Annotated in this window: 11 protein-coding genes; 1 reads left to right on the forward strand and 10 read right to left on the reverse strand. The window is 61.3% G+C overall.

The features are described 5' to 3' along the window. Positions 1–19 precede the first annotated feature (19 nt). The 10 genes from K8U03_15290 to K8U03_15335 form a co-directional block, all read right to left on the reverse strand. Complete coding sequence (locus K8U03_15290; GenBank protein ID MCE9606259.1) at positions 20–244, reverse strand: hypothetical protein; 225 nt, start codon at positions 242–244, stop codon at positions 20–22. Continuing rightward, the gene (locus K8U03_15295; protein ID MCE9606260.1) at positions 241–1,500 is read right to left on the reverse strand and encodes a glycosyltransferase family 9 protein; all 1,260 of its coding nucleotides are present in this window, start codon (positions 1,498–1,500) and stop codon (positions 241–243) included. The genes K8U03_15290 and K8U03_15295 overlap by 4 nt, the downstream gene beginning before the upstream one ends. Further along, complete coding sequence (locus K8U03_15300) at positions 1,487–2,632, reverse strand: glycosyltransferase (protein MCE9606261.1); 1,146 nt, start codon at positions 2,630–2,632, stop codon at positions 1,487–1,489. The genes K8U03_15295 and K8U03_15300 overlap by 14 nt, the downstream gene beginning before the upstream one ends. After that, positions 2,632–4,116: a polysaccharide deacetylase family protein gene (locus K8U03_15305; protein ID MCE9606262.1), complete on the reverse strand. Its 1,485-nt coding sequence runs from the start codon at positions 4,114–4,116 to the stop codon at positions 2,632–2,634. Before K8U03_15305 ends, K8U03_15300 begins: the two co-directional genes overlap by 1 nt. Beyond that, positions 4,113–4,949 (reverse strand): glycosyltransferase family 2 protein, encoded by an 837-nt coding sequence (locus K8U03_15310; GenBank protein ID MCE9606263.1) that lies wholly within the window; start codon positions 4,947–4,949, stop codon positions 4,113–4,115. Before K8U03_15310 ends, K8U03_15305 begins: the two co-directional genes overlap by 4 nt. Then, on the reverse strand, positions 4,946–6,730 hold the full coding sequence (locus K8U03_15315) for a CDP-alcohol phosphatidyltransferase family protein (protein MCE9606264.1): 1,785 nt from the start codon (positions 6,728–6,730) through the stop codon (positions 4,946–4,948). Before K8U03_15315 ends, K8U03_15310 begins: the two co-directional genes overlap by 4 nt. Before the next feature lie 69 nt (positions 6,731–6,799). Next, on the reverse strand, positions 6,800–7,765 hold the full coding sequence (locus tag K8U03_15320) for a CDP-alcohol phosphatidyltransferase family protein (GenBank protein ID MCE9606265.1): 966 nt from the start codon (positions 7,763–7,765) through the stop codon (positions 6,800–6,802). Beyond that, positions 7,758–9,626, reverse strand: a complete 1,869-nt coding sequence (locus tag K8U03_15325; GenBank protein ID MCE9606266.1) for a hypothetical protein — start codon at positions 9,624–9,626, stop codon at positions 7,758–7,760. Before K8U03_15325 ends, K8U03_15320 begins: the two co-directional genes overlap by 8 nt. Before the next feature lie 2 nt (positions 9,627–9,628). Then, positions 9,629–10,402, reverse strand: coding sequence for an HAD family hydrolase (locus tag K8U03_15330; protein ID MCE9606267.1), 774 nt, complete (start codon positions 10,400–10,402; stop codon positions 9,629–9,631). Positions 10,403–10,446: 44 nt separating this feature from the next. Then, positions 10,447–11,499 (reverse strand): N-acetylneuraminate synthase family protein, encoded by a 1,053-nt coding sequence (locus K8U03_15335; protein ID MCE9606268.1) that lies wholly within the window; start codon positions 11,497–11,499, stop codon positions 10,447–10,449. A 375-nt stretch (positions 11,500–11,874) separates the two neighbouring features. On the opposite strand from K8U03_15335, the gene K8U03_15340 reads away from it, so the two are divergent. After that, on the forward strand, positions 11,875–12,849 hold the full coding sequence (locus tag K8U03_15340; GenBank protein ID MCE9606269.1) for a sugar nucleotide-binding protein: 975 nt from the start codon (positions 11,875–11,877) through the stop codon (positions 12,847–12,849). Positions 12,850–12,905: the final 56 nt, after the last annotated feature.

Here is a 12,905-nt window from a genome sequence, read left to right on the forward strand (position 1 = left end):
CAATCGCTCGGAAACCGAATCAATTCGAAACGAAATAGCCGCTCAACATTTTCACGAGATACACGACGGCAACCGTCGAGATCCAAATCGCGCCGAGCCAATGTTGCCAAGCTGCCGTCGGATGGCGGCGAGGTTCCGCGTCGGGACGCGAGAGCAAGCTTTTCACGATCCATTGACGCGCCTTGCGACTTTCCGCCGACATGCGCGAACGCTGCGATTTCGGCTCTCGGATGGGTGCGATCATGGTCGTTTATCGTTTCCGAGTCGCTTGTTCGACTGTGCGTTCGATAAGAAATGCGGCGCCATCGTGGCCGGCGTATCGAGGATTCGTCGAACGGTCTGCATCACATCGTCGGGCGTGAGTTCGCTCATGCACGGATGATTCGCCACCGGACAACGCGAAGCGAAGCACGGCGCACACGCCACGGCATGACGCACCACGGCAACGCGATGTCCCCACGGTTGCCATTGGTCCGACACGGTCGAGCCGCTGAATAAGGACACGACGCGCGCACCGGTCGCTGCCGCAAGATGCGCCGGGCCGCTATCGGCACCGATGAACAGTTCCGTCCGTTGCACGAGCGATGCGAGTTGGTCGAGCGTAAGCCGTCCGGTCCAATCCATGACCCCCGGCCAGAACATTTCTTGCGTGATTTCGCGCCCCGTTTCGACGTCTCCTTGGCCTCCGACCAAGATCACGCGGGCATGACGTTCAACGATGGCTCGGCCCAAGAGTTCGCGCCAATGCTTCACCGGCCAAGCCTTCGCTGAAGTTCCGGCGCCGACATGCAAGGCCCACAACGGTCGACTTCCTTGTCGGAACTCGCCGAGCATGTGCGTGACGAAACGAATCGCTTCCGACGACGGAACGAACTTCGGCCCTTCCGTGGAGCGGACGTCGGCTCCGAGAGCCGCGAGTAGCGCTCGCCGCGAATCGACTTCATGCCGCCCGCGTACGAACTCCGCCGAATCCGTAAGCAGGAAACCTCCGCCGGCGCAAGCCCAACCGACGCGCCGCGGGATGCCGCACAGCCGCATCAGCACGGCATTAGGAAAGTCGCCTCGGACATCGATTGCGAGATCGTAGCATCGAGCTCGAAGCGCCGGAGCCCAGAGATAGAACGGGAACGGCCAACCCGCCTTAAAGTTTCGGCGAAAACGGTTCCAACGGCTGACGTAAATGCGCCCGATCTCCTTCGAGGCCGCGAAGACTTCGCAATTCCACGGTGCCGCGAGCACATCGATCGTCGCTTGCGGAAACCGTCGCTTGAGCGACGCAAACATCGAGGTCGTCATGACGGCATCGCCGAGATGATCGAGTTGAATCAAGAGGATCTTGCCGACCGCTTCCGGATCGAGCGGTTTCGCAGCGGCTTCGCCGAACACCCTTCGCCAAGCATGCAACCATGCCGCGCCGATCGCATCGACGACGGCGAATAGCCATCGCCAGCGCGCGCGGACGAACCGGTAGCGAGTTGTGAGAGAGTTATTGAAGTTCATAAGCTGCGCGCGTTGCGACGGCGACCTGTTTCCAAGTAAACGAGTCGGCGACCAACCGTGAAAGTTCCGCTGAACGAGGGCGTTCGATGGCGCGAAGCACCGCCGAATGAATCTGTTTTAAGTCGTGCGGTAAGACGTACTCCGCGTGCGGTCCGAAATATTCTTCGGCGCAACCTCCGCGCGGCAGCACGAGCGGCGTTCCGGTCGCAGCGGCTTCGAGTGCGGCCAGTCCGGGCGTCTCGTACCACCCGACGAGCGTCAGGCAACGACAGGCCGCATAGGCCGAGGCGAGCAACGGGTCGTTGTGCCCTAGAGCGCCGAGAAAGTGAACGTTCGAGTCCGCTTCATGTCGGCATGTCGCCGCATACTTTTCATGGCCGGGCACGACATCGCCAAGAATCACCAGCGTTTGTCCGGAGTTGCGCAGCGCGCGTATCAAACCGAGTTGGTTCTTGCGCGGCTCGATCCGTCCGACGCAGAGCACGAAATCGCGCAACCCGAAACGGCGCGTAAAAGCCTGATCGTCGGCGAGTGCGAATCGTTCGTCGAACCCGTTTGGAACGACGCGAATCTTCTCGGCCGGTACTTCAAATAACCGCATCAATTGTTCCGCTTCCGACTGCGAGTTCGGCAGCAGCAGATCGGCCGTGTGATAGAGCCGCCGTCGCCAACTAGATAAGCCCGGCAGCGCGGCCCGCACGGCATATCGCGCGGCGGCGCGACCGCGCGCCAACCAGCCGGCGGATTCTCGCCAAGCATTGCGCCAGTCGAACCAGGCGATTGTCGACAGCGCGACGCGCTTCCCGTTTCGACGAGCGGCTTCGACGAGCGGCAGAAAGTCTTGTCTGCTTCCGAAAAAATGGAGCAGGTCGACGTCGTGGTTAAGCGAATCTTCCCATGGTCGCCAGAGCCTCGCGTCGAGTCCCGCTTCGCGTAAGCCGGCGGTCGTTTGCATGAGTTGAACTTCCCCACCGCCGGGAGCCGCACAAGCGTCGAACCGTCCGATCGTGCGAACGCGGAAGGGTTTGGTCGACAGTGCGGCCGCTTGCGCAGTCGCTTCTCGTCCGTGCGTTGTCGCAGCGGCAAGCCAATTGCCGCGATCCTCTGCGGGAGTGTGGTAAACGTTGTGCATCAGCCGCGGATCCGTCGCAAAGTTTTCTTCATCATGCCCGACCAATGGCCGGCATCGATCTCATCGACCGGCGTCACACGTTCCCAATCAAGGGCCCGACGGAGGATTGCTTTCACGTCGAGCGGCTTCGGCAGTCGCACCGGCGCGGGTAAGCGATAGGGTTCCCTAGAAGCGAACGAAAGTGCGCCGCGGGCGATGCGCAGCCGTGCCCGATCGAGCGCCACGCTAGCCGTTCGATCCTCGTCCACGATTTCGAGCGAGCAGGGACATTGCTGCGGCAAGCGATCTGCGGCTACAAGCCAACCATCGTCGGTGGCATACACTTCGAGTTCGATTCGGTTGCGAAGTCGCCACCAACGTTGGAACTCGAAGAGACTCGTGCGCCATACGTCCGGCAACTGCGAGATCGATCCGAGCACGCGCCGGAGCAACTCCGGGTAGCGGCCTACGCGGCCGTCGGGATGGCCGTAGAAGAAAATCGGTATTCGCGCTGCGTGCAAAGAGTCGGCCGCCGCGAGGAAGTGTTCGATCGTCGCTTCCACGGCTTCCCGTCGCGTCGATTCGTCGAGCACTTGCCTATTCACCGCAAGGTCGGCAGCCGCTTCCAGAACGATACCGAGGCACACCGGATGGATCGGGATCTGTAAGACGTCGGTTCTCGTCGGGAAAAAAGGGAGCTCGTCGTAAGCGAAACCGAACTCGGAGCTATGCGTGATGCCGAGCGTTTCGAGAGCCGTCGCGAGGCCTGGGTTGTAGCGTCCGTGCGGAGCTGCGAAGCCGGCGGGCTCAATGCCGCAACCGCGAAGCACGGCGATGCCGCGCTCGATATTCGCGATGTTTTCCGCTGCCGTGCGGTAAGTGTGATGACGGTAGCCATGCGAGCCGATGTCGAGTCCTGCGAGTTTGCGAACGGCATCTGCGTGTCGTTCGTGAGTCGAGCCGCAGACGAAGTGCGTCGTCATCGACGAATGCGGCGCGATTGCGTCGAGCGTCCGCTCGAAATCTTCGGCGACGAATTCATCGTGATCGAAACGAAAATTGGCGACGGTCCGATAGGGCCGCGGATAGGGTGCAACGCGCATCCACACACCGCCGCGCCTGTCGACTTCCGCGCGTAACAAGTTCATCACCTGTTCGCGAATCGCTCGTCGATCCATGGCGGCAATCTCTTCCGTCGCATCCCATTCGCCGACTCGCCAGGCAGCCCGCGAGGCTACCGCGGTTTCAATCGAGGCGAAAGCATCGCTGCCCAGGCCTTGATCTGCGAGGCGTTTTCGAAGCGTATCGACGTCGATCGCTTGCTGCTGCGAGGTTAAGAGTGGGTGATCTCGACGCGTATGCGAATCGAAGAGCACGAACCTGCCGTTCGACCGGCCCGGCTGGAATTTTACGGTTGGAATTCCCTCTTGCGCGAGCATCGAAGCGAGCGCGTCGGGCACCGCGTCGAGCAATAGCGGCAGCAGCGGAGGAGTCGCGGGCTTCATGCGGCTTCTCCTGCGCTAAGGCTCAAGCGCGCAACCGTCGCCGGTTCGCGATGCTCATGTCGCTCGGCGAGCATCTGCCGCCAGAGTCGGCGATGCTTCGTCGCCAATACCCATTCCGAGTAGCCGCTTAAGCCGCAAAATGTCCAGCCGACGGGACCGTCGAGCCAGCCTTGTTTCCAAACGAGCCGTCGAAATAGTTCTAGGCCGGGGCGCAGCCAAGCGTCGGTAAACGACGGCCGTTGCCAGCGAGCAACGCGGGCCTCGGCTTCCAGCGTCGTGTAGCGTTGCATCTTGCGATGAAAAGCTTCCGTCGTCGGGAGCGTGAAATGTTCGAGATGCGCATCGAGCTTGCCGACCGCGCCTGTGATCGCAAATCGTTCGTGGACGGCACCGCCCCAGCGTCCGGAGCCGCGACGCATGAGCCTGAGCGGGATGTCGTTTTGCGTGCCGCTGAAGCGAAATCGCCGACCAAAGATCGTGCTGCGGATCGGCACGCGATAGCCGGAACAAGCTTCGGTTCGAATGCGATGGCGAACCTCGGCGACAAGCCGCTCGGTCGAGCGTTCGTCGGCGTCGATGAAGAAGATCCAATCGCTATGGGCACCGTCGATAGCGGCGTTGCGCTGGTTGGCGAAGTTATCGAACGGACGCTCGATCACGTGTGCTCCGTGGCGCCGAGCGACTTCGACGGATCGATCGCGCGAGCCGCCGTCGACGACGACGATTTCGTCGGCCCATGCGAGGCGCGGAAGCAGATCGTCGAGGTGCGATTCCTCGTCGAGTGCGATCACGGCCGCGGTAATCGAGTTTGCGACGTCGAGCTTCGACTTCACGCGACGACCCTCACTGTCGCGCGGATTCGAGCCGTTCTCGTGAGCAAAAAGAATCGCGCAATCCAGCGCGCGTTGTAGTAGCAGGCGATCAAGGCGAGTTCGGCGGTGAGATAACCGGTTGCGAGCGCGGCTGCGGTCAGATGAATGCGCACGTCCGCATTTGCCGGTAGATGGTAGAGATACCGCGGCCACGACATCGCTTGCGGGTGTGCGTCGGCCGCTTGGTTCGATGCGTCCGCTGCGGTCGTGTCAGCGAGTTGAGTGGGGCCGAATAGCGTCTCTCCGGCGGCGAGGCCGTACATCAGCAAGTATTTTCCGAATAGAAATCCGATTAGGCAGACCCAAGGCCATTGCGATTGTGTCGCGTTCGCAGCGCAAACGGCCATGCAGACGTGCAGCCCGAGATCGACCGCTTCATCGACGTTGGCATCGAGCCAAGCCCCGAGCGGCGTTGCGCGGGCTTGTCGTCGGGCGAGAATTCCGTCGGCCCGATCGAAGAACCAAGCGACCAAGACGAGGATTGCAGCGACAAGCCCGTAGGTTGGCGACGCAAGGAGGCACGCGGCTGCCGAGCAGGCGCATATCAGACCTAGAAGCGTAAGATGCCACGGACGAACGCGTGTTTCGGCAAGCCCCTTGGAGAATAGGGCAGCTGCCGGACGGGAATACCATCGAGCGAGCGGATAATTCACGGCGCGACGTGCTTCTTCGGCGTCGAGTTCCGTCGCTTGATCACGACATGATTGAGCAGCGGTAATTACGAGCAGGCGAGTCGGTGAATGCCGTGAGAAGAATTCTCGCTCGCGAGCCGCCGAGTCAGCGCCGGTCGAGGCTTGGAAGCGGACGTTGCCCGAGCGCGCTTGCCATACGGCCCGTGCTTCCGAATAGGCGCGCAGGAATGGGAAGCGATCGCCGACGGGGGGTCCTATAGCGCGCACAAGATCGCGAGCAGCGCGTAGCGGCAGTCGGCAAAAATACGCCGCACGATGCCGCAGGCAGCGCAGGTTTTTCCATTGAAATAAGAGGGTGTTTCGGAGTGCTAGTCGGTCGGATTCGGTGTTGCCGAAGACACGGCCGAACGTCGCACAGCCGCGATGCAAAGCCACGGCTTCCGGTATGTAAACGGCCTGATATCCGGCTAGAAAACCTCGATAAGCGAAATCGAGATCCTCGATTCGGCCCGGCAGGTACAGCGGGTCGAAGCCGCCGAGTGCGACGAAGATGCGACGATCGACGGCCAGCGCCGCGCCTGCCGATGCGGTCGGGCCCGGCAGGTCGGCAACCTCTTCGCAGCCGGCAAACAGAGACGTCGCTTGTACGATTCCGTGGCGCATTACAACCGAGGTCTTGAAGCCTTCATAGGTCACGCCGTCGAACAGGTAGCAACGAGGCGCGGTCATGAAGATCTGCTCGTTCGCAAATGTCGGTTCGCAAGGAGCGTCTGAGGAATGCTGCGCGAGGAGCGGTTCGACGAGCGGATCGATGGCATCGTCGGCGAGCTTAATGTCGTTGTTCAGGAGCACAAGGACACGGCTCGAGAGTTCGCGCGCAATGGTATTGAACGAGGAGAGGCCGTCGTTCGGGAGGGAGCGAACCGCGACCGTTGGAAACTCGGCGGCGAGCCAGGCCGTAGGGTCGTCGCTCGATCGATTGTCGACGACGGTCACCCGGCAAGTGTGGCGCGAGGCGGCGGCCGCACGTACGATGCTCGGCAAACACTCGGCCAGCAGTGCGCGGCCGTCGTAGTTCAACACCAAGACATCGATGTCGGCAGCGTCCATGCTTCCCCCTTGCAAGAACTCGTCCTGAGTTCCGCGAGGGAGCAATTTAGAAGCGCGGCGAGGGTCGGGTCAAGATGATACGCCGGCATCGGCTCCGACGAACTGCGGTGTTTCGGCATAGGTAACCGTTGCCGTTACCGACAGCGGATCTGCCGGCACGGGCTCAGCGAACCACCAACCATCGCGAAACTCCAGCGTGTCGGTCTCGCGAACGCGATACCACGCGGCAAATTCTCGCTCGGCTTCGTCGTTCTTCAATCCTCGCACGACAAGGACCAACGCTAGAACCGGTGCCGGCAGCGCCATCGTGCCGACATAAATACCGGCCAGAAATGGGCCCGACTCCAAAAAGAAAATACGAAAGATACCGACGATCGCCAAAGCGAACATCACGATATGCGTTTCATACGCCTTGAGCACCAGCCATTTAATCCATCCGATCGGCGAACGGCGCGGCATCGTCGCAGCCTCGGGGCGGCCGCCCCCTCCGCCGACGATGCGCAGTTCGCCGTGCAGCAGCTTCAGACGTTGCACGAACGCCTTGTAGCGGGCATCGTGGCGCAGCCCGAGGATGAGCGCACTCCAGCCCCAAAGAATTCCCGCGACGCACCAAATCGAAAAACCGGTCTCGCGCATCAGGCCGAAGCCGAGCCCGATCGGTAATAGCATGTTCACGCTATGGTGCATTAAATAGTCGATCATCGTCCCATCGAGCGAAGCGGTGCGATGCCATCGAGCGAGCTGACCATCGACATGGTCGAGTAGATACCACAACGGCAAGAGCAGCGCGCCGATGAGCCAGCCCCAAGCGGTGCCGAAACCGAATGCGACGATCGCGGCCGATGCGACGAGCATCGCTCCGGCCGTCGCCTGATTCGCCGACATGCCCCATGGCGCAACGATACTTGTAATGTGCAACGCCGCAGGACGTCCGAGCCGTCGAGCGGTCCAAGAGCCGAGCCGATTTGGATCCGGTTTCAAACACCGCCGACGAAACGTCTCCCAATCGGTCAAAGAAGCGATGGTTTCATCCATGTGCAGCTTCCTCGCTTATCGCCGGTGCATGCAATCGACCGAAATGCGAATCGGGAATGCATTGCGACGCGTCATGCGATCGGTCGAACAACAATTCGACGATGCGAACCGCGGCCTTCTTCGTCGTTTTTTCGGTGGTTTCCGGTGTCGATGGATTCGTTGTGGGGGACGTGCGGCGCAGGGCCATCTGCAGTAACGGGCGAAGCTCTACGAGCAAACGTGCCGAACCGGCGAGGCCGTACCAGTCGGCGGGGAGTACTTGGCCCGACCCTTGCGGCAAGAGTTGGATGACGGGCAAGCCTGCCGCCGCGGCATCGACGCCGGCGCTCGACGCGCAACTTAAGACGCAATCGCTCTCGGCTAAGACTTCGGCTAAGGACTGTTTCGCGATCGTACGATGGCGTAGAGTCGGAAACTGCTTTAAGGTGCGCGTGAGAATCGGATCTTGGATAGCGCGGGGATGTGGCTTTACGATCAGTTCGGCATCTCCGAGTTCCGCGACCGCCGCGCAAGCTATGTGCAGCATCGCGGCGTAAGTTCGACTGGTTAAATGAAACTCAACGGCGTCGGGCCGGTCGTCGCGCGGCGGCACCGTCGCCAGGAGGACGATGCGGTGCTTAGCGTCGGAAGTTGAGTTGCGATTTTCCGGAGAGGCGCGATTCCGTAATGCTTTGCAAGCAACCTGTTGCTGGGCCGGTGCGCCGGTAACGACGATACGGTCTCTCGCCACGCCCCAGGCTTCGAGTTGCCGCCGCGTTCCTTCGTTCCACGCGCAGAATAGATCGGCTGCTAAAGGCGCGAAACCGAATCGAATGCAACAGACTCCATGCTGTACGACGAACGACGGAATGCCGAGCCGACTCGCATGTGCCACGGTAATACGAGCCAGAGGCGTAGCATCTTCGTCCACTACGACATGCGTCGGCCGTAGCGAAGCTAGGTGCTCGCCGACGCGCCGCCATTGTCGTGCTTGAGCGATCGCCAATCGCTTACGCCAGCGGCGGTACCAAGTCTCGACGACATCGCCGAGATCGATATCGCCGTAGGCGACCGTCTCTCGTAGGAGCGTCTGCGGAAAAGCGTCGACGGCCGTCTCTTCATCATCGCAAGTAAGCCAGGCGATGCCGCTCGCTCGACGTTCGATCCACGCGCCGACGGCGAAACGGTCGTAAAGCCAGGCAGCATGCGCACCACGGTCGAGCACGGCATCGCACACGTCGTCGAGAATCCGCGGATTGCCTACGAACAAGACTCGGGCACGATGGTCGGAAGCGGCAGGAGAGAATTCGTGCGTTCGCGCCGCACCACGGTTCACACCGCGGTTGGCGAAGATCCAAGCGAGCGCTCGCCGCCACCAAGCATTTCGCGGCACCGAAAACGGCGCGACGGTTTCATCATCGCGCATAATGAAATGGATTCGTAACGTGAAGCCGTAGGTTTGCGACATCGCGCGCCAGAGCGCGACGTATTCGTTGTCGCAGCGCGGGGAGACATAAAGCTCGATTTTCGCAGAAACGTCGTCGTTGGGGCAATTCTGCCAAAAGGCGATGATTCTAAGCCAACGCAGCGCTTCATATCGCAAACGAAGAATGTTGATATCGGCGAAGTTCGGTCGCACACTACCAATGTGTGAAGATTCGGCCGGCGCAGCGGCGGCACCGATCTTCGTCGCCAATCGTTCCGCTTCGATGTCTAGATGCGCGAAGTGGGAGGCGTCGATATAGGTGTCGAGTGATATGAAATTTTTCGAAACGCCGGCTTCCCAATCCCCTTCCAAGAGCAGTAGTCGTTCGCTCGCTGATGGCGAATCCGGCTGGAGCAACAGGTCGGGTACCAAGTTGCGGCGTGCGAAAACCAGCATGGTCAGGCTGCCTCGCGAAAAGCGGATTCGTCGCCGAGGCGCGTCTCGAAGAGTTGCAGCAATTCTTCGAAGCGATGGAGAAACACCTCGGCCACGGCATCGCGCTCGTAGTGAATCGCAACGGCAGGCATGCCCGCCCGTCGCGCGCCGATCAATTCCTCGGCGTCGTGGCCGACGAACGCCGTTTGTGCCGGTGCGAGGCGCAGTCGCTCGATGGCAGTTCGATAGCAAACGCCGGCGGGTTTCGTTTGTTTCAGATCGGCCGACGAGACGACGGCGCTGAAGTAGCGACCGATCCCCATCTGCGCGAGCCGTGGCTCGATCGCCTCGGCCGGCGATTCCGAATCGCTCAGCACCGCCAGTCGCAGGCCGTTCGCATGCAGTCGTTCCAGCGTGGCTCGGACTCCCGGAAACGGCCGAACATCTTGCTCGAAGTCCCGCTTTTGTCGGTTGGAAGCCAAGATCACTTCGTCGACTTGGCTTTCGGTCAGGCCGGTGTCGCGAAGGAAGGTATGAAACGCCTCGGCGTAGTCGCGCTCGCCGCGGTGCACGGCATCGAGATAGTCGCGGTCCCACACTTGAAAAAAGCTGCGGTAGGTGGTTTGCAGCCCCATTCGATGAAGCTGTTGCAGGAGCCATCGCCGCCACACGGTTGCATCGAACAAGACATCGCCCATGTCGAACACGATGCCGCGCACTTTTTGAAACCGCGGCGACGCATTAATACCGTCGTCGTCGTGCGGCGTGTCGTCGTGAGAGAAAAGCCGGAGCGGCATGAGATTGGACTTTCGTACGTGTATGCTGGGGTGTTGCGGCGCGGCTATTGAACATCGCTACGGTAGATCGTTTCGTCCGCGTCGATGTCGCGGAGCAATCTGCGGCCGACAATCGTCTCTCGCTGCGTCCAGGCGATACCGTCGCCCGGCGATTTCAGCGTGAACATCGACTCTTCGAGCACGGTGCCGGCCGGAAGCGAGCGCACCGTCACGAGGCTGCGTCCGAGTTTGTTCCGCGTCGGTTCGACCTCGGCGATGGCCGGCTTTTCGGCACTCCCTAGGGCTAGCTCGATGCGGCGAATCTGTTCGATGAGCGTGCGCAGCTCTTCCGGTTCGGCCGAGCAAGCATGGTCGGTCCCTTTCAGCGTTCGATCGAGCGTCAGATGCTTTTCGATGATCGACGCACCGAGCGCCACTGCGGAAGTCGCGATGAGCGTGCCTGTCGTATGATCGGAGAAACCGACGACCGAGTCGTAGCGTCGACGCAGCGTTTCGATGCTGCGCAAATGTGCCTGATCGTCGGGCGTCGGATAGAGCGATGTGCATTGCAACACGGCCGTTGGGCAGCGTGCCTCGGCCGCCACGGTCATCGCGGCATCGATCTCCGACCACGACGACATGCCCGTGGAAAGGATGAGCGGCTTACCCAGCTCGGCGACGAACCGCACGAGCGGCAGGTTATTCAAATCGCGCGAGGCGATCTTAAATGCGTCGACCTCGGCGTTCGCAAATTCCCGTGCGCTGGCAACGTCGCACACCGTGACGACGAAATGCATGCCATGCGATCGGGTTCGCGCCGCGAGCGCTAAGTGCGTCTCGACCGACAGTTCAAGCACGCTCCGATGTGCGCCGTAGGTGTCGCCGAACGAATGGGCCGAGTCGTAGCGCCGATTGCGTGACGCCTTCGTAAGCTCCGAGGGGAGGTGTCGTTTGACGAGTTTCACGGCGTCGGCACCGGCCCAGGCCGCGGCGTCGACGAGTTGTTCGGCTAATTCTCGGCTGCCGTTATGGTTCTGTCCGAGTTCGGCGACGACGAACGTCGGGCTTCCGGGCCCGATCGAGCGGCGCGCATTGATTCGAAGCGAATTGCCGTGCATGAGCGGAATCCTTTCCGCAAAGTGTTGTCCGAGCGAAATCATTTCACTCGGTTGCGAGACTGCTAGTTGCGCGACGATGTTCGAGGTCGTAGCGGGGCGGGAGTTTAGCGATGCCCGATTCGCGACGTCAAGATAAGACGTGTGATAAACAGGCGTTCTTAAAGCGATAGCGTGGCGCTCGCTCGGCTCAAGCCTAAGTTTGCTAGCGTCCGTTCGTTGCGATTCGCGCCCCTGTGCGGAACACACCTTGGCCCGACTGCAGAGCGACGATACAATCCCGCCCTCTTGCGTCGGGCATAGTAGCGGCCGAATCTGCCGATTCTGCGTCCGAGCATGGTTTGCAAATCATCGAAACGTCAGGCATGGAGGCCGAACGTGGACAGACTTCTCGTGACGCGCACCGACTCACTGGTCGGAGCCAACGCCGCGCTTGTTTTAGCGGATCGCATGGATGTGATCGGCTTAAGCAATCCGTCGTCGCAAGCACCGCTCGGCACCAATGTGCTCGACTACTCAAGCGACGATCCGGCGGCGATCGTTGCCTCGGTACGTCAAGAGCGCCCGCAAATGGTGCTGCATTCCGGTCCGTTCGCCGCTTCCGGTTGGGACGTCGGCGGTCTTGGGGCGGCGCAACTCGCGCCGCGCACCGATACGCGCCGCGAAACCGCGACCGTTAAGGCGCTGGCCGAAGGTTGCCGAGAGGTCGGGGCGCAATTGGTCGTCGTGATTACCGATGGACTGTTTGCCGGTCCGCATATGTTCCATAACGAAAGTGCTCGCCCGAACGCCGGTGGGGCTTTCGGTCGCGGCGCCGCGGCGGTCGAACTCGCGGCACTCGCAGCCGGCGCGCTGGTCGTGCGTAGTCATGTCTATGGCTGGAGCCCGACGTCGTACGGCGTGAATTATGCCGAACGGATGTTTCATGAACTGACCGGCGAGTTGTCGTGTCCCGTCGATGCGGTTCGCCATGCGACTCCCATTCTCGCGACCGACCTCGCGGAACGCTTATTCGTCGCTCATCGCCTCGGCCTGAAAGGTCTGTATCACATTACGGGCGCCGAGCGAACGAGCCCTTATCGCTTCGCCGCCGAGTTGACCGCCGCGCTCGGCGTGCCGGGCCGGTTCGTGCAGCTGACTTCCAAGCCGGAGCGGGGGACGCGCGTCAACGTCGAAGAGACGTCGCTGAATACGCTGCATTTCCGCCACGCCACGCGAGCGCCGCTGCCGATGCTACGCGAAGGGCTGAGCCGTTTTATCGCACAAGCCTTCGCCGGCTTTCGCGAACAACTGGGCTGCAAGGACAAGGCGAAGATCGTCGTCGGACGAGAACTGCTGTCCGTCGCCGCATGACGGCGTGCCGAATGGTAAATAGGGGAACGCTCTACATCGAGAACGTAGTGCGTTCC

This window comes from Planctomycetia bacterium (assembly GCA_021413845.1).
Classification (GTDB): Bacteria; Planctomycetota; Planctomycetia; order Pirellulales; family PNKZ01; genus PNKZ01.

Coding starts and splice junctions, on each gene's coding strand:
- K8U03_15295 (MCE9606260.1), bottom strand. CDS start 1,500: ATGAACTTCAATAACTCTCTCACAACTCGCTACCGGTTCGTCCGCGCG.
- K8U03_15305 (MCE9606262.1), bottom strand. CDS start 4,116: ATGAAGCCCGCGACTCCTCCGCTGCTGCCGCTATTGCTCGACGCGGTG.
- K8U03_15335 (MCE9606268.1), bottom strand. CDS start 11,499: ATGCACGGCAATTCGCTTCGAATCAATGCGCGCCGCTCGATCGGGCCC.
- K8U03_15320 (MCE9606265.1), bottom strand. CDS start 7,765: ATGGATGAAACCATCGCTTCTTTGACCGATTGGGAGACGTTTCGTCGG.
- K8U03_15290 (MCE9606259.1), bottom strand. CDS start 244: ATGATCGCACCCATCCGAGAGCCGAAATCGCAGCGTTCGCGCATGTCG.
- K8U03_15315 (MCE9606264.1), bottom strand. CDS start 6,730: ATGGACGCTGCCGACATCGATGTCTTGGTGTTGAACTACGACGGCCGC.
- K8U03_15330 (MCE9606267.1), bottom strand. CDS start 10,402: ATGCCGCTCCGGCTTTTCTCTCACGACGACACGCCGCACGACGACGAC.
- K8U03_15325 (MCE9606266.1), bottom strand. CDS start 9,626: ATGCTGGTTTTCGCACGCCGCAACTTGGTACCCGACCTGTTGCTCCAG.
- K8U03_15300 (MCE9606261.1), bottom strand. CDS start 2,632: ATGCACAACGTTTACCACACTCCCGCAGAGGATCGCGGCAATTGGCTT.